The 16,053-nt window shown below is 68.0% G+C and carries 14 protein-coding genes and 1 pseudogene; 10 read left to right on the top strand and 5 right to left on the bottom strand.

Annotated features, from left to right (window positions below):
- Positions 1 to 78: 78 nt before the first annotated feature.
- The 4 genes from IE157_RS04145 to IE157_RS04130 all read right to left on the bottom strand — a co-directional run bounded on the left by IE157_RS04145 (position 79) and on the right by IE157_RS04130 (position 4,831).
- Positions 79 to 489 carry a universal stress protein gene (locus IE157_RS04145; RefSeq protein ID WP_193519185.1) on the bottom strand — a complete coding sequence of 137 codons (411 nt, stop codon included), beginning with the start codon at positions 487 to 489 and terminating at the stop codon, positions 79 to 81.
- Positions 490 to 530: 41 nt separating this feature from the next.
- Positions 531 to 2,039, bottom strand: coding sequence for an APC family permease (locus tag IE157_RS04140; RefSeq protein ID WP_193519184.1), 1,509 nt, complete (start codon positions 2,037 to 2,039; stop codon positions 531 to 533).
- Positions 2,040 to 2,285: 246 nt separating this feature from the next.
- Positions 2,286 to 3,797, bottom strand: a complete 1,512-nt coding sequence (locus tag IE157_RS04135; protein ID WP_193519183.1) for a peptide MFS transporter — start codon at positions 3,795 to 3,797, stop codon at positions 2,286 to 2,288.
- Positions 3,798 to 4,000: 203 nt separating this feature from the next.
- Positions 4,001 to 4,831, bottom strand: a complete 831-nt coding sequence (locus IE157_RS04130; protein ID WP_193519182.1) for an aldo/keto reductase — start codon at positions 4,829 to 4,831, stop codon at positions 4,001 to 4,003.
- A gap of 142 nt (positions 4,832 to 4,973) precedes the next feature.
- Between IE157_RS04130 and IE157_RS04125 the strand changes: the two genes are divergently transcribed.
- The gene (locus IE157_RS04125) at positions 4,974 to 5,312 is read left to right on the top strand and encodes a hypothetical protein (RefSeq protein ID WP_098053843.1); all 339 of its coding nucleotides are present in this window, start codon (positions 4,974 to 4,976) and stop codon (positions 5,310 to 5,312) included.
- Between the two features lie 78 nt (positions 5,313 to 5,390).
- Here IE157_RS04125 and IE157_RS12810 read toward each other — a convergent pair whose 3' ends face one another.
- Entirely contained in the window at positions 5,391 to 5,675 is a 285-nt protein-coding gene (locus tag IE157_RS12810) for a hypothetical protein (protein WP_318281301.1), read from the bottom strand.
- A gap of 452 nt (positions 5,676 to 6,127) precedes the next feature.
- Here IE157_RS12810 and IE157_RS04115 point away from each other — a divergent pair, with 452 nt between their 5' ends.
- The 9 genes and pseudogenes from IE157_RS04115 (at position 6,128) to IE157_RS04075 (ending at position 15,926) form a co-directional block, all read left to right on the top strand.
- Complete coding sequence (locus IE157_RS04115) at positions 6,128 to 7,465, top strand: CynX/NimT family MFS transporter (RefSeq protein ID WP_318281300.1); 1,338 nt, start codon at positions 6,128 to 6,130, stop codon at positions 7,463 to 7,465.
- An 86-nt stretch (positions 7,466 to 7,551) separates the two neighbouring features.
- Positions 7,552 to 8,037: a MarR family winged helix-turn-helix transcriptional regulator gene (locus IE157_RS04110; protein ID WP_064846950.1), complete on the top strand. Its 486-nt coding sequence runs from the start codon at positions 7,552 to 7,554 to the stop codon at positions 8,035 to 8,037.
- A 29-nt stretch (positions 8,038 to 8,066) separates the two neighbouring features.
- Positions 8,067 to 10,034 (top strand): ABC transporter ATP-binding protein, encoded by a 1,968-nt coding sequence (locus IE157_RS04105; RefSeq protein ID WP_404820564.1) that lies wholly within the window; start codon positions 8,067 to 8,069, stop codon positions 10,032 to 10,034.
- 3 nt (positions 10,035 to 10,037) lie between these two features.
- Positions 10,038 to 10,640: a DUF421 domain-containing protein gene (locus tag IE157_RS04100; protein ID WP_193519181.1), complete on the top strand. Its 603-nt coding sequence runs from the start codon at positions 10,038 to 10,040 to the stop codon at positions 10,638 to 10,640.
- A gap of 664 nt (positions 10,641 to 11,304) precedes the next feature.
- Positions 11,305 to 11,916 (top strand): annotated as a pseudogene (locus tag IE157_RS04095) (ISL3 family transposase); the annotation flags it as partial.
- Positions 11,917 to 12,302: 386 nt separating this feature from the next.
- Positions 12,303 to 13,469, top strand: a complete 1,167-nt coding sequence (locus tag IE157_RS04090) for an ABC transporter ATP-binding protein (protein ID WP_193519180.1) — start codon at positions 12,303 to 12,305, stop codon at positions 13,467 to 13,469.
- A complete protein-coding gene (locus IE157_RS04085) occupies positions 13,466 to 14,269 on the top strand; it encodes an ABC transporter permease (RefSeq protein WP_193519179.1) in 804 nt (267 codons plus the stop codon). The genes IE157_RS04090 and IE157_RS04085 overlap by 4 nt, the downstream gene beginning before the upstream one ends.
- The gene (locus tag IE157_RS04080; protein ID WP_064846971.1) at positions 14,266 to 14,943 is read left to right on the top strand and encodes an ABC transporter permease; all 678 of its coding nucleotides are present in this window, start codon (positions 14,266 to 14,268) and stop codon (positions 14,941 to 14,943) included. The genes IE157_RS04085 and IE157_RS04080 overlap by 4 nt, the downstream gene beginning before the upstream one ends.
- Positions 14,940 to 15,926 (top strand): ABC transporter substrate-binding protein, encoded by a 987-nt coding sequence (locus tag IE157_RS04075; RefSeq protein WP_193519178.1) that lies wholly within the window; start codon positions 14,940 to 14,942, stop codon positions 15,924 to 15,926. The genes IE157_RS04080 and IE157_RS04075 overlap by 4 nt, the downstream gene beginning before the upstream one ends.
- The last annotated feature ends 127 nt before the right edge of the window (positions 15,927 to 16,053 follow it).

Here is a 16,053-nt window from a genome sequence, read left to right as displayed (position 1 = left end):
GGCGATGGCTGGTGGCTCGCGTGGTCACTCCCCGTCAGGGCCGCTGGCGCGTGACGGGAAACGGTCGACGTCGCTCACTCAGGCGGCGTCGTACCCCGCCTTCACACACAGCACAGGGCACCCGGCCTCGAGCAGCAGCCGCTGAGTGGTGGGGGCCATGATCAACTTGCCCACCGGAGTGCGCCGGCGTGTCCCGATCACGAGCAGAGCGGTCCGGTCGCGATCGGTGGCCTCGAGGATAACGTCCGCCGGATCGGCGTCGTGCGCCACGGGGACCAGCTCGTAGGACACGCCGCTCTCGTCGAGCGCGGCGCGGTCCTCCTCCATGGCGGCTTCGGTGTCCTCGGGGCCGGTGTGCCGCCCCCAGCGCTTGGCGTGATGGCCCTGGACCACCACGAGGTCCGCCGAACGCAGGGTGGCCTCGGTGATCCCGGCGCGCAGGGCGGCCCGGCCGGCGGGAGTGGGTAAGTATCCGACAACGATGTTCATGACGTCTCCGGGTCCGTGAGCGGGTGGGTGGGGGAGTGGACTCAGCGGTCCACGTCCTCCAGGTTGGCGAGGTCCTCGGGGCGATGGAAGCGGGTGCGGCGACCCGTGAACAGGCGGGCGTACAGGAAGTTCAGCAACCACAGGACCAGGCCCAGGGCGATCAGGACGAGCGCGATCTGGTACTCGATGACGTCCTGCGCCCATGGCCCCAGCAGGAACGCGCACGTGATGGCGCCCAGGTAGGGCAGGACGCGCGGGGCGTGGAAGTAGTCGTGACCCTCCTGGGAGCGGTCACGGCGAAGGATCACGGCGGCCACATTGACCACCGTGAACACGGCGAGCAACAGCAACGCCGTGGTGCCGCCCAATGCCGCGGCGGTGCCCTTACCCATCGCGTTGTTCACCAGGATGATGAGCACCATGCCCAGTACGGTGGTGAAGATGATCGCGGCCCAGGGGGTGCGACGCCCGGGGAGCACCTTGCCCAGGAAGCCCGGGATCACGCCCTGCCGCGCCATGCCGTAGAGCAGACGCGAGGCCATGAGCATGTTGATCAATGCGGTGTTGGCGACCGCGAAGATGGTCAGGAACGGGTAAATGGTGTCGATCGGCAGACCGGGGGCACCGATCCGCACCACGTCCAGCAGCGGGGTCGTGGACTGTCCCAGTTCACCAATGGGCACGATCGCCACCGTGAACACGGACACCAGCACGTAGATCACGCCGGTGATGCACAGGCCCAGCAGCATCACGCGCGGGAAGTTGCGCGTGGGGTCCTTGGTCTCCTCGACCATGTTGACCGAGTCCTCGAAGCCCACGAAGGAGAAGAACGCGAGGGACGTGACGGCGGTCAGGGCCAGGAACATGCCCTTGTCGTCCGAGGTCTCGAAGATCACCGTGCGGCTAAAGTCCGCGCTGCCCTGGGCCGCGGCCCAGAACCCGACCAGGATCACGATCAGCAGGCCGGTGAGTTCGATGCACGTGAGCACCACGTTGAGCTTGACCGATTCGGACACCCCGCGCAGGTTGACCAGCGCGAGGATCGCCAGGAAGGCCACGGCCACGATGGTGATTCCCAGCGGGCCCACGTCCAGGTGGAAACCCTTGGCGAAATTGGAGGCCACGGTGCTGGATGCCGTGGCGGCGGAGGTCAGTCCCGAGCACAGCACGGCGAACGTCACGAGAAACGTGAGGAAGTGGATCCCGAACGCCTTGTGCGTGTAGAGCGCCGCACCCGAGGCCCCGGGGTACTTGGTCACGAGTTCCAGGTAGGAGAACGCGGTGATCGTGGCCACCACGAACGCGATGAGAATGGGTGCCCACGCGGCGCCGCCGATCTCACCGGCAATGTTGCCGGTCAGCGCGTAGACGCCCGTGCCCAGGATGTCGCCCACGATGAACAGGAGCAACAATCCCGGACCCATGACCCGCTTCAGCTCATGCCCGCCCCCCGAGGACGCGGGTGCCCCGGCGGCGCCGGATGCGCCCGGTGTCCGACTGTTCGCCGTGGATGACGAGGTGACATCCTTCGACGCTGGTGAATCGCTCATGGTTTCCTCCGCGGATCGGCCTCGTGCAGCCGCTGACTGGCATCGGTTTCCGATGACATGGATGTGACCCGCGGCTCATGCGTACAGGTAACCATAAAGGATGCGGTCCGGGTGGTGGGAGCATCGGAGGATCCGGCGCGGCGAGCTGTGCCGGGGAAGGGCGCGGGCGGCGTCGTCGTCCGGGACGACGACGCGCCCCGCACCCGCCGCTGCGGATACGGGGCGCACGCCCAGGGAAGGGTGAACTCAGCGAATGCCGCGCATCAGCTTCAGGATGGGCTTGGACGCGAGGAGCATCACGACGCCGAGCACGATGGTGATCGCGCCCATGGTGCCGAAGTACCCCACCTCGTTGTCTGCGGAGTAGAACTCCGCGAGCGAGCCCGACAACGCGGTGCCCAGGGCCACGGAGAGGTTGTACAGCGCGATCATCTGTACGGGGAACTTCCGCGGCGCGAGCTTGGTGGCCAGGGACAGGCCCACCGGGGAGAGGAACAGCTCGCCCAGGGTGGCGAAGAACAGCACGAGCACGATCCACCCGATGAACACGGAAGGCGTGTGCGCCTGCGTCACGAAGGTGAGGAACGCCACGCCGATCAGCAGCAGCGCCACACCGAACTTCACGGGGGTGCTCGGCTGGCGGGTGCCCAGCTTGGTCCACGCTGCCGCGAACACCATGCCCAGCAGGACGATGAACACAGGGTTGATGGACTGGGTCAGCGAGGGCTTGAAATCGAAGCCCCACAGGGTGAGGTTCAGCCGAGTGTCCGCATAGATGGCGAGCACGGTGAACTGCTGCTGGAACAGAGAGAAGAATGCCGCGGTGGCAATGAACAGGGGGATGAACGCAATCACCCGGGAGTGCTCGTCCGGGGAGAGCTCCTTGTCACGCAGCATGGTCACGAACAGCGCCACGGCGGAGACCACTACCACGAGGATCACGGCGTTGGAGAGGTTCCCGGGGTTGAGGACGCCGGTGAGCAGCAGCACCACCACGAGCACCACGGCCGCCAGGACGATGCCGATCCACTTGCCGTACTGCGAGCGGGGCAGCGGGTTGGCCACGGTGTGCACCGTGGCGGGCAGACCCTTGCGGGTGAGGGTGTACTGCACCAGGCCGAAGGCCATGAAGATCGCGGCGAGACCGAAGCCCATGTGGAAGCCCCACTTGGCCCACGCGAAGCCGGTGAGCAGGGGGCCGAACAGGCCACCGATGTTCACACCCATGTAGTAGATGGAGAAACCCGCGTCACGGCGGGGGTCGTCACGCTCGTAGAGGGTTCCCACGAGGTTCACGCACGTGGTCTTCAGACCGCCGGAGCCCACGGCGATGCACAGCAGACCGATGGTCAGGCCGAGAACGCTCGGAATCAGGGCCAGGGCGATGTGGCCCGCCATGATGAGCACCGCCGAGGCGAGCATGGTGCGCTCGGAGCCCAGCAGTCGGTCCGCGATCCAGCCGCCCAGGATGGAGCACAGGTACACGGCGCCGCCGTAGGCACCCACGATCCCGGCGGCCACGCCCTGGTCGATGCCCAGACCGCCGTCCGAGACGGCGTAGTACATGTAGTACAGGACCAGGGCCTGCATGCCGTAGAAGGAGAAGCGTTCCCACATCTCCACCGAAAAGAGGTTGGCCAGCATTCCGGGCTGGCCGAAGAAGGTTTTCCTGCCCGCGGGGTTGTGCGGGTCGAGGGCTGGCTGGGGTGTGGCCGCCGCGGTGTGCGCGCGGCTGCCGTCCGGGCTGTTCTGACTCATAACAGTCCATGATGCACCCCCGGGCTGGGTGCCCGGGCCTGCGACGCACCATGGGAACGGCCCCGGGTCCTCCTGGCAGAGTCCCGGGGCCATTGCCCCGCGCCGAACGGCGTGGTCAGCGCGTCAGGCGTGAGCGCCGGACGGGGGCGCCGATGGCGCCGCGTCACCTCGGGTGGGCGGCTGGGCCGTGGGCGCTCACCCGGTCAGTCGTTGAAGTCAGCCGGGTCCGATCCCAGTCGACCGTCCTCGCGGGTGAGGCCGTTGATCTCCTCGATCTCCTCCGCTGTGAGGGTGACCTGCTGGGCGTCCCAGTTCTGCTGGATGCGCTCCGGGGTCACGGACTTGGGGAACACCACGTTGCCCAGGGCCAGGTGCCACGCGATGATGACCTGCGCGGGGGTGGCGTCGTGAGCGCGGGCGATCTCACCGATGGTCTCGTCCTGCAGCTCCGCCTTGCCCTGGCCCAGCGGGGACCACGCCTCTGTGAGAATGCCGTTGCGGGCATCCATCTCGCGCATGTGCTGCTGGTTGAAGGAGGGGTGCAGCTCGATCTGGTGCACGGCGGGGACCACCCCGGTGTCCACGACGTCCTGCAGGGCCTTCTCCGTGAAGTTGGAGACGCCGATGGAGCGTGCCTTGCCGGAGTCCTTGATCTCCTGGAACGCCTTCCAGGTCTCCAGGTACTTGCCCTTCTTCGGCTGCGACCAGTGGATGAGGTAGAGGTCCACGTAGTCCAGGCCGAGGCGTTCGAGGGACGCGTCGATGGCCTGGAGGGCGGAGTCGTGGCCCTGATTGTCGTTCCACAGCTTGGTGGTCACGAAGAGCTCCTCGCGGGGGATGCCGCTCTTGGCGATCGCGCGACCCACGCCCTCCTCGTTGCCGTAGATCTCGGCGGTGTCGATGTGGCGGAAGCCCACCTGGAGGGCTTTGGCCACCACGTCCTCTGCAACATCGGACTCCACCTGCCACACGCCGAAGCCGAGCTGCGGGATGGAGTGGCCGTCGTTGAGCTGAAGTGTCTGGTTCTTGGACATCCTGGTGGATCCTTTCTGTGACAACTACTCCCAGTGAACTGCTGCGCCGCGGATCTGACAAGCCGTTAAGTTCTTGGTGAAGTCCCTGGCCGGGGCCGGATCCCGCGCGGGGCGCGGGGGGAAACATGATCAAATAGGGGACATGAAGTTCAACTTCCGGCGCGTCAAATCCCCCGCTTACCTCACGTCCGTGGGTCTCCTGCTCATCGGTCTGCTGTTCGCCCTGGCCTCGGTGGCCGTGGCCGCCTGGATCTTCTTCCTCCTGGGTATCGCCCTGAACGTGGTGACCGTGAGTGTCACGGACGTTCCCGATTCCTCGTCCCGCGCCCGCGGTGCCGGCACCCGGGTGGTCGTGGAGCCCGAGGCGGACACCGAGCAGCACGCGGCGGTCCCGCCCGCCGGATCGTCTCCCGCGGGTTCGTCGTCCCTGCGCCGGGACGAGGAGTGGGTCCGGGACGCACACGAGGGTTCCCGCCAATGACCCTGCTCCGGCAGTGTGCCGTCGTTCCGCAGCACCGGAGCTGATGGCGACGGCGCGGTATGGGACCCTGCCCCGCGGTCAGTTCATGGCCGCGGCACGGTAGATCTGCTGCACCGTCAGTTCGGGCAACCGGGTTTCGATCCCCACCGTGTTCTCCGGGTCCGAGCGCAGGTAGCGCACCGGCCCGTGCGATCCCACGGTGAGCTTCTCGGCGTCAGCCAGTGCGTAGACCGCGTCCAGCACGGCGGTGAACGCCGGGCCCTGCGTGGGGTTCACGCGCAGGGTGAGGTGGGCGGTCACGGTGTCCGAGATGCCGTTCTCGTCGAAGGGGGACTCCACGTCCAGCGCGCGTACGATGCCCACACCGCGGCCGATCACCCCCGGCAACCGCGCGGCCAGGTGGCCCCGGGCGCGGGTGAACGCCCCCCCGCAGCACCGCGACCCAGGACAGCGCGGCCAGCGCGAGCACCACCGCGATGACCCCGAGCCACAGCCCGTTACGGGTGTCCGTGTACCGGATGGCGCTGAGCACCACCACGAGCGCGGAGACCAGAGGGATTACGAGCAGCAGGGAGGCCGTGAGCTTCTCGCGCAGGGTGGGTTTGGCGGAGAGGTCGGGATCGGCCCCCGGGGCCCCGGTGCCGGTACCCGCGGAACCGGTCCCTGCGGCGTCGTCCGCCGCGGGTGCGCGGCCCAACTGACGCATGGCGGCGGCGTCGAACCCGCGGTCGTCAACGGTCACGGGCGCGGGCCAGGTGTCGTGGGAGTCCATGCCTCCCATTATGGTGGCATGGACGTCCAGGAGAGGTGGCCCCGTGCCCGCAGTCGATCCACGCCCCGAGCGTTCTGTGTCCGCCCGTGCGCCCCGCGCGGGACTGCTGCTGGTCGGCGTGCTCCTGCTGGGGGCCAACCTGCGGGCGGGGATCACCGCGGTGGGCCCGGTGCTGCCGCAGATCGAACACGAGGTGGGATTGAGCGCGTCGCAGGCGTCGCTGCTCGTGAGCCTGCCGCTCGTGGCGTTCGCCGTGATCTCCCCCTTCGCGCCGCGACTCGCGGAGGCATTCCGGCTCGAACGGGTCCTGGGTCTCGCCCTCGTGGTCCTCGCGGCGGGCATCGTGGTCCGCTCGGTTCCCGGGCCCGGGCTGATCTGGGTGGGCACGGGACTGCTGGGCGCGGCGATCGCGGTGCTCAACGTGCTCATCCCGTCCCTGATCAAACGTGACTGGCCGCACCGGATCGGCCCCATGACGGGTGTGTACCAAGCGGTCACGGCGCTGACCGCGGCGCTCGCCTCCGGTGTGGTGGTCCCCATCGCGGACGTCGCCCCGTCCGGCTGGCGGTTCGCGCTCGGGATCTGGGCGGCCGTGGCGATCATCGGCGTGGCCGTCTTCCTGCCGTGGATCCTGGGGGTGGCCTCCCGGGTGGGCTCGGGCGCTGCCGCTCCCCGGGCTGCGGTCCCCGGCTCGGCGGCCCCCGATGCGACGGGGCCTGGTTCGCCGACTCCGGGTTCAGGAGCGGACGACGACGCCGCACCGGCGGTTCCCCCGGCCGTCACCGCGTCCGTTGCACGTTCCCGGGCCCGGCTCCCGCTGGGCTCCGCCCTGGCCTGGCAGGTGACCGTGTACATGGGGCTGCAGTCCACCGTCTACTACACGATGGTCACGTGGCTGCCGACGATCCAGATCTCCGACGGCGCTACCCCGGTCCAGGCCGGGTGGTACCACTTCGCGTTCCAGGCGTGCGGACTCGTGGGGACTCTCTTCGCCGCGTTCATGATCCCCCGGCTCCGGGAGCAGTCCGGTCTGGGTGCGGTGTTCGCTGCCTCAGCGGTGATCGGTCTGCTGGGTCTGCTGTTCGTCCCCTCCCTGTCCCTGTTGTGGGCGCTGTTCATCGGGTTCTGCACCGGCGGGGCGATCGTGCTGGCCATGGCCCTGTTCGGGCTGCGCACCACGGACTACCACCGGGCTGCGGCCCTGTCCTCCATGGCGCAGAGCGTGGGGTATCTCTTCGCCGCGCTCGGCCCGGTGATGATCGGGTTGTTGAAGGACGCCTCCGGGTCCTGGACCGCACCGCTGCTCGTGATGGTCGGGGTGGCCGTAGCACAGGGCGTGTTCATCGCGCTCGCGGGGCGGCGTCGCACGCTGGGTGCCTGAGCGGTGGGCGTGGGGCGGGGGTCACCCAGTTCCTTAGATACGCGAAATATTTGCTGCGTCAATATATGCTCACTACACTCGTGAGTATGGAAGAGACCAAGTGGCTGTCAGAGGACGAGCGGGAAGCGTGGCTCGCGCTCGTCTCCATCATGTTCCGCCTGCCGGGTGCCGTGGAGGGGCAGCTGCGCAGCGAGGAGGACATGTCACTCGCGGAATACCTGGTGCTCGCCATGCTGTCCGAAGCCCCGGACCACCGGCACAAGATGTCCGCTCTGGCCACGGCCACGAACACGTCCCAGTCCCGGCTCTCGCGAATCGTCGCGCGGATGGAGAAAGATGGGCTGGTCACTCGCGCGGGCCGTCAGGACGACCGCCGCGTGGTGATCGCGGAGATCACCCCCGCGGGACTCGAACGTTTGCGTGAGGCTGCTCCGGCCCACGTGCGTCATGTGCGGGAAATCGTCTTCGACCGACTGGCCCCCGAGCAGGTGGGCCAACTCAGTGAGATCGGCCGCGCCCTCAACCGCGGCTCCAATACCCGCGGTGCCATGGGGCTGGACTGCCCCGCGTGATTCCCTGACCCGGGGATACAGTTGCGAGCGTGAGTATGCAGAGCGCCCACATGGCCATGTGGCGGACCATGAAGGGGCAGGAGAACAAGGGCCGCAAGATCAGCGGTGAAACCGTGCGACGCATCATCACGTTCGCGCGTCCCCACCGCCAGGCGATCCTGGCATTCGTCCTGGTGTCGGTGGCCCTGGCCGTTCTGGGTGTGGTCACGCCCGTGCTGGCCGGGCGGGTGGTCAATGCGATCACCGGCGGGCACGACGTCTCCGTGGTGGTGTGGCTCGCGGTGGCCATCGCGGCGGTAGCCATCACGGACGCTGGACTGTCCTTGCTGAACAGGTGGCAGTCCTCACGGATCGGTGAAGGGCTCATCTACGATCTGCGCACCGCCGTGTACGACCACGTGCAGACCATGCCGCTCGCCTTCTTCACCCGCACGCGCACCGGGGCTCTCGTGTCCCGGCTGAACACGGACGTGATCGGCGCGCAGCGCGCGTTCGCCGGGACCCTGTCGGGTGTGGTGTCCAACGTGGTGTCCCTGGTGCTGACCGTAGGGGTCATGGTCACCATCTCGTGGCAGGTCACCGCGCTGTCCCTGCTGCTGTTGCCCATCTTCCTGATCCCCGCCCGGGCCATGGGTGGCCGGTTGGCCGCGTTGCAGCGTCGCTCCGCCCAATACAACGCCCAGATGTCCACGCGGATGACCGAGCGGTTCTCCGCCGGTGGCGCCACCCTGGTCAAGCTCTACAGCGATCCCGCGCAGGAATCGCGGGAGTTCGCCGCCCGCGCGAACGACGTCCGGGGAATCGGGATCCGCGCGACCATGTTGCAAACCACGTTCGTCACCGCCCTGACCCTGGTCTCCGCCCTCGCGCTGGCGCTCGTGTACGGCGTGGGCGGAGCGCAGGCCTTGCTGGGCCACCTGGACGCGGGCTCGGTCGTGGCCTTGGGCATGCTTCTGACCAGGTTGTATACCCCGTTGACCATGTTGGCGAACGCCCACATGGACATCATGAGCGCGGTGGTCAGCTTCGAGCGCGTCTTCGAGGTCCTGGACATCAAGCCCCTCATCACCGAGAGCCCCGAGGCGCGTGCCCTGCCCGAGGGGCCCGTGGCCGTGGAGTTCGATCACGTGCGCTTCTCCTACCCCTCCGCGGACAAGGTCTCGCTCGCGTCCCTCGAGGACGTGGCCGTCCTGGATTCACGCGGCGGCGAGGAAGTCCTGCACGACATCGACTTCCGGGCGGAACCCGGCCACACCGTGGCCCTTGTGGGGTCCTCCGGGGCCGGGAAGTCCACGATCGCGCAGTTGGTCGCGCGGTTGTACGACGTCGACTCGGGCGCGGTCCGGCTCGGCGGCCAGGACGTGCGGGACACGACCTTCGAATCCCTGCGCCGCTCCGTGGGAATGGTCATGCAGGACGGGCACCTGTTCCACGACACGATCCGGGCGAACCTCGGTGTGGCCCGGGAGGGGGTCACGGACGCCGAGCTGTGGAACGCCTTGGAGCGCGCTCGGTTGCGGCACGTGATCGAATCCCTCCCGGACGGTCTGGACACCGTGGTGGGGGAGCGCGGCTACCGGCTCTCGGGTGGCGAGCGCCAGCGCCTCACGATCGCTCGCTTGCTGTTGGCCCAACCCCGCGTGGTGATCCTGGACGAGGCGACCTCCGCCCTGGATTCCACGAACGAGGCCTACGTGCAGGCGGCACTCGACGAGGCGATGTCCGGGCGCACCGCCGTGGTCATCGCGCACCGGCTGTCCACGATCCGCCAGGCGGACCAGATCCTCGTGATCGAGGCCGGCCGAATCGTGGAGCGCGGTTCCCACGAGGAACTGCTCGCGCGCGCTGGCCGCTACGCGGAGCTGCACGCCACGCAGTTCGCGGCGGGCCGCAAGGACGACGCCGCTGCCCGGCTCGATGACGCCACCCGGCCCAAGGAAGGCGCCGGACCGGCGTCGTCGGCATCGCTGGAACGCGGCGGCACGGGTCGGGGCTGAGGCATGCCGTCCTGGGAGGGTCTGGGCTCCGAACTGGGGATCACGTCCGCCCATGCGATCGTGGTGGTGCTCTCCGCGGTGGGGATCTACGTGGCATTCCTCGTCTTCGTGCGGATCTTCGGCCAGCGGGTGCTCACGGCCATGTCCACGTTCGACGTGGTGATCACTGTGATGCTGGGTGCCGTGGCGGGGCGCGTGATCCTGGGGCACCCGCCGACATTCATGAGCGGTGTGCTGGGACTGGGCACCCTGTTCCTGCTGGAAGTGGTGTTCGGCCACCTGGGCACGCGGGCTCGGTGGCAGCGCGTGTTCAATTCACCCGCCCGCCTGCTCATGATCGGTGACCGCGTGGACGAGCACGCCCTGCGTCGCGCCCACATCACGCATTCCGAACTCAACGGGGCACTGCGTCGGGCGGGGGTGCGCTCCTACCGCGAGGTGGCGTGCGTGCTGCACGAACCCGGGGGCGGGATCAGTGTGCTGCGCCGGGGGGTTCCCATCGACCGCCGGATCCTCGCGGACGTGGCCGGGGCGGACCGGATCCCGGAGGAGTTCCTGACCGAGGACATCGGGGACGCGCCACTTGATGCGCCACAGGATCGGTGAACTCACTGATGGGAACCCATCCCGGTGGTGCGGGGCGAAGTCCCAGGGATGCTCTATAGCAGGCTCGGTTGGTGGAACCTCGTAGAAAGAGAATGTCATGAAATTCAAAAGCCCGATTACAGCTTACTGCAGTGCGCTTGCAGTGATCGGATTGACCATATGCGGATGGTTGCTGATTTCTAAGGGGGTTGTTTTCCCCTTGGCCCTGACCCTGGCGTTTTTCTGTCTAGGGTCTCTCATGACATCCTTTTTCGTCGTTTCCGATGCCGTCTGGGGAAAGCAGATGCGGTGGGATTCGAACGCCTACAGGTCCGGTAATGCGAGTGAATAGGACGTAGACAAGGATCTCAAGACCGGCCGGCGCATATTTGATCTGCGTTTTCATCATCAGTGCGATACTGGCAATCTGGCTCTTCGTGGTTGGGGATGTGGTGGGGGTTCGCGCGGCGGTGGTCGCATGGACGTCGGGGTCCCCGTGGATGGAAGTTTTTGCACTCACCATCCGGAAGAGCTCGACGTGCTCAACGCTACCTTCGCCGCGCTGTGCCTGATCACGTTCTGCCGCCTCGAGGCACATGGCCTCGAAGCCGTCGGGCAGCGACTCGACCCGGATCGGGCGGTCATCGAGTGTCGTGTCGTCGAGGGTGATCCGTGGTGGCGTAAGTTCAGCGGGTTAAAGGCCGCCGCGGCGGAAGAGCTGCCCGACGCGGTCCCGGTGATGGACCCGTTCCATGTCGTTCGTCTGGCCGGCGACGCCCTCGACCGGTGCCGGCAGTGCGTCCAGCAGGACACTCTGGGGCATCGTGGCCGCGTCGGGGATCCGCTGTAGAAGGCGCGCCGGGCCCTGCACGCCGGTGCCGGTCTGCTCATCGAGAAGCACACCGCCCGCTTCAACGCCGTGTTCGCGATCGAGGAGCATGTCGAGGTCGAAGCGACCTGGGGCATTTACCAGCGCATTGTCCCCGCCTATCGCGAGCCCGAGAAGAAGAAAGCGAAGCAGATGATGCAAGCGGTGATCCACGCGCTTAGCAGCGGCGTCCCGGCTACGCTCGTCGATATCCGCAAGCTGGGCCGCACCTTGAGGCAACGCGCCTTCGACGTGCTCACGTTCTTCGACCGGTCAGGCACCAGCAACGGGCCGACAGAGGCGATCAATGGGCGCATTGAGCACCTGCGCGGCTCCGCTTTCGGTTTCGGCAACCTCACCAACTTCATCATCGGGAGCCTGCTCGAGGCCGGAGGATTCAGACCACACCTATACCCTCGAATGCGATGAGCCGGCAATCCCGGTGTTCATCCAGACGCGGGACATCATACAAATCTGACACGTGAGCGGCGCGCGTGAGTGCAAAATAAAATGGGTGGGGCATTTACGAGTGTTCCGCCCATCGCTGTGATCGGGGCTTGGGGGCGCGCGTGGCCGCGCGTTGTCCCCGCTCGCGCAGCTTCTGGTCCAGTCCGGACTCGCTGGTGCTGCCCAGGCGGTTCCGATCCTTGGACGCCATCGCGGACGTGTTCCTCGTACCTTCCCTCCGGACGGCATGCTTCAGCGGCACTTGTGACGGCTCCACCGGGTGAACCGTCACGAATCTGGAAATGGTCCGCTCACCGATGGTTTTGCGCCGTTAGGATGAAACCACGGCTACGAAGGGATACGGCCCCATGACCGATCTGGCGATCCGCTACCGCGGGGTGAGCAAAGTCTATTCGGACGGTACGGCCGCGGTGGATAACTTGGATCTGGACGTTCCCGCGGGTTCCCTCACGGTGTTCGTGGGCCCATCCGGCTGCGGCAAGACCACGTCCTTGCGGATGCTCAACCGCATGGTGGAGCCCTCCTCGGGGACAGTGGAGGTCAACGGTCAGGACGTTGCGAGCATCCCGGCCGCCAAGCTGCGCCGCTCCATGGGGTACGTGATGCAGCAATCGGGTCTGCTGCCCCACAAGACCGTGGAGGACAACATCGCCACGGTCCCCCGGCTGAACGGGGTGTCCAAACGGGAGTCCCGCGCGCACGCCCGGCAGTTGCTGGGCTCGGTGGGATTGGACGAGTCCGTGGCCACCCGGTACCCGGCGCAGTTGTCCGGAGGTCAGCAACAACGCGTGGGCGTGGCACGTGCGCTGGCCTCGGATCCGCCCATCCTGCTCATGGACGAACCGTTCTCCGCCGTGGACCCCGTGGTGCGCCAGGACCTGCAGAGCGAATTGTTGGACCTGCAGAAGCGGTTGCACCGCACCATCATCTTCGTGACCCACGACATCGACGAAGCGATCCTGCTGGGCAACCGCGTGGCCGTGTTCGCGCGCGGGGGCAGGCTCGCGCAGTACGCGACCCCGGAGGAACTGCTGCGGGCCCCCGCGGACGACTTCGTCGCGGACTTCATCGGCCGTGACCGCGGGTTCCGTTCGCTGAGCTTCGACAACGCCTCCGTGGCACTGCAGCCCGTCACGGTCCTGGCCGTGGACACCGGCGAGCGCTTCCTGGTGGGCCCCGGCAGCGAGGACCCCGCGCCGTGGCAGGCGGCGGGAGCGGCGTCGTCGTCGGACTGGGTGCTCGCGGTGGACGAGCGCCGCCACCCGCTGGGCTGGCTGCCCGTGACGGCGTCCGGAGAACCGGCCGCGCGCGAGGAACTGCGTGTGGGAGGGACCCTGTGGCACGACGGCGGGTCGTTGCGCACCGCGCTCGACGCCGCCCTGTCCTCCCCGTCCGGGCAGGCCGTGGCCGTGCACCCCGACGGCTCCGTGGCGGGCGTAGTGCCCGGCGAAGACGTGATGCGCGCGATCGAAGAGCAGCGCTCGGCGCGCTACGACAGGTCGGAACGCTCGTGAACTGGCTGTCGAACAACTGGTCCACGGTCCTGGACCTCGCCGGCGCGCATCTGATCCAGTCCATCGTGCCCGTGGTCGTGGGCCTGCTGATCAGCGTCCCGCTTGCGCGGTTGGCCACGAGCAGACGCTGGTTGCGCCCGGTGTTCGTCACGGGCTCGTCACTGCTGTACACGATCCCCTCGCTGACCCTGTTCGTGGTCCTGCCGCTGATCCTGGGCACGGGCATCACGTCCGTGGTCAACGTGATCGTGGCGCTGACCCTGTACGTGATCGCAATCCTGGTGCGCTCGTGCGTGGACGCGTTCGAGTCCCTGGACCGAGATGTCCTCCAAGCCGCCACCTCGCTGGGGTACAAACCCGTGCGCCGCTTCTTCGGGGTGGAACTGCCGCTGGCGGTGCCCGTGATGATCGCGGGGCTGCGCGTGGCCACGGTCTCCAACATCTCCATGGTCTCCGTGGGCGCCGTGATCGGCATCCAGTCCCTGGGCACCCTGTTCACGGACGGGCTGCGCCGCTCGATCGTCTCGGAGATCGTGGTGGGCATCGTGGCCACCGTGCTGATCGCGATCGTGCTGGATCAGCTCTTGCGTCTGCTCGGCCATGTCCTGACCCGCTGGCAGCGCACGGGGACCACGACGGCGCGCGAGCGGCGTCGTGCCGGCGCGGCGCGGCACGACAGCGCTAACGGCCGAGTCGACCGGCCCGGGGGCGGGGACCCCGAGGGCCGCGATTCCGTGGCCGGTGCGCCCGCCGGCGCGGGCGCCGTCGCCGCCGTGGATGCCCGGGGTGATCGCGCGTGAACCTGTTCTCGGAAGCCGCGCAGTTCCTGACCGACCCCGCCAACTGGAGCGGAGCCACCGGGATCCCGCAGCGTTTGCTCGAACACGTGGGCTACAGCGTGCTGACCATGGGGATCGCGCTCGCGATCGCCGTGCCCCTGGGCCTGTGGGTGGGCCACACACGCCGCGGCGGCGGCGTGATCGTGGGCCTGGCCGGCGCATTGCGCTCGCTGCCCACCCTGGGTCTGCTGAGCCTGTTCACGCTGCTCATGGGGCTGGGGCTCATGCCCCCCATCCTGGCGCTCGTGCTGCTGGCCATCCCGCCCATCCTTTCGGGCACGTACTCGGGGGTCGCCGCGGTCTCCCCGGCGCTCGTGGACGCCGCCCGTTCCATGGGCATGACCGAGGGTCAGGTACTCACGCGCGTGGAGATCCCCGTGGCGCTGCCGGTGATCCTGGGCGGGATCCGCAATGCCGCGTTGCAGGTGCTCGCGACCGTGACCATCGTGGCGTACATCAACCTGGGCGGTCTGGGCCGCTATCTGATCGACGGGCTCGCGGTGCGCGACTACGCGCGCATGCTCGCGTCCGTGGTACTCGTGGCCGTGCTCGCACTGGCCGCGGATGCAGTACTCGCTCTCGTACAACGCCTGGTGACGTCGCCGGGCCTCAGACTGGCAGGAGATCGACCATGACACCGTCCCCCTCTACGCAGCGCACGCGCGCTGCGCGCCGCGCCCTCCGCCCCGCCGCGTGGGCGGCCATGACCGCCACGGCCGTGTTCGCCCTCACCGCGTGCGGCGGCGGTTCCGACCCGCTCGCGGAGAACTCGGGCGACGCCGCCTCAGGCGGCTCCTCGGACGCCGTCACCGTGGGCTCTGCGGACTTCCCCGAGTCGCAGGTCATCGCCGAGCTCTACGCCGGGGTGCTGCGGGACGCGGGCGTCACGGTGGAGACCAAGCCGGGCATCGGCGCGCGCGAGGCCTACGTGGGTGCCGTCAAGGACGGTTCCGTGGACGTGGTCCCGGACTACTCCGGGAACCTGTTGCTCTTCGCGAACAAGGACGCCACCGCGGCCTCCGCCGAGGACATCATGAAGGCACTGCCTTCCGCGTTGGAGGGCCAGCAGCTCTCGGTGCTCGACCCCTCCCGCGCAGAGAACAAGGACGCCCTGGTGGTCACACAGGCCACCGCGGAGAAGTACGGTCTGACGTCCATCGAGGACCTCTCCTCGGTGTGCGGGGACCTGATCATGGCTGGCCCGCCGGAGTTCCAGGAACGTGCCTACGGCGTGGACGGGTTGAAGCAGAAGTACGACTGCTCCTTCAAATCCTTCCAGCCCATCAACGACGGCGGCGGCCCCCTCACCGTGCAGGCCCTGACCCAGGACGACGCCCAGGTGGCGGACATCTTCACCACCACCCCGGCCATCCAGGACCAGCACCTCACGGTGCTCGAGGACCCCAAGAACAACTTCATCGCCCAGCAGGTGCTCCCGCTCACCGCCCCGGACCGCTTGCCGCAGAACGCGGTAGACGCGCTGAACGAGTTCTCCACCAAGCTGACCACCCAGGACCTGATCGACCTCAACCGCAAGGTCAGCGGGGACCAGCAGCAGAACCCCGCGGACGCCGCCAAGCAGTGGCTCTCCGACCACGGGTACGAGAAGGCCTCCTGATCCGCGACACCCGCAGCGACGTCGGCCGACGAACCGCCGTCATGCTCACCTGGTGACGTCCGGAATCCACCCCACGGGGTGGGAGCGCCCGGTGCTCCCCGCATGGGGAAGCACCGGGCGTTCGTCA

This window comes from Kocuria marina, from assembly GCA_014652975.1.
Lineage (GTDB): Bacteria > Actinomycetota > Actinomycetes > Actinomycetales > Micrococcaceae > Kocuria > Kocuria marina.
Note: the sequence above shows the minus strand (reverse complement) of the source record. Positions and strands in the feature narration are given on the sequence as shown.

What these genes read in the sequence shown, in the direction of transcription:
- IE157_RS04145 (WP_193519185.1), bottom strand. Translation starts at nt 489, where the DNA reads ATGAACATCGTTGTCGGATACTTACCCACTCCCGCCGGCCGGGCCGCC.
- IE157_RS04140 (WP_193519184.1), bottom strand. Translation starts at nt 2,039, where the DNA reads ATGAGCGATTCACCAGCGTCGAAGGATGTCACCTCGTCATCCACGGCG.
- IE157_RS04135 (WP_193519183.1), bottom strand. Translation starts at nt 3,797, where the DNA reads ATGAGTCAGAACAGCCCGGACGGCAGCCGCGCGCACACCGCGGCGGCC.
- IE157_RS04130 (WP_193519182.1), bottom strand. Translation starts at nt 4,831, where the DNA reads ATGTCCAAGAACCAGACACTTCAGCTCAACGACGGCCACTCCATCCCG.
- IE157_RS04125 (WP_098053843.1), top strand. Translation starts at nt 4,974, where the DNA reads ATGAAGTTCAACTTCCGGCGCGTCAAATCCCCCGCTTACCTCACGTCC.
- IE157_RS04110 (WP_064846950.1), top strand. Translation starts at nt 7,552, where the DNA reads ATGGAAGAGACCAAGTGGCTGTCAGAGGACGAGCGGGAAGCGTGGCTC.
- IE157_RS04100 (WP_193519181.1), top strand. Translation starts at nt 10,038, where the DNA reads ATGCCGTCCTGGGAGGGTCTGGGCTCCGAACTGGGGATCACGTCCGCC.
- IE157_RS04090 (WP_193519180.1), top strand. Translation starts at nt 12,303, where the DNA reads ATGACCGATCTGGCGATCCGCTACCGCGGGGTGAGCAAAGTCTATTCG.
- IE157_RS04075 (WP_193519178.1), top strand. Translation starts at nt 14,940, where the DNA reads ATGACACCGTCCCCCTCTACGCAGCGCACGCGCGCTGCGCGCCGCGCC.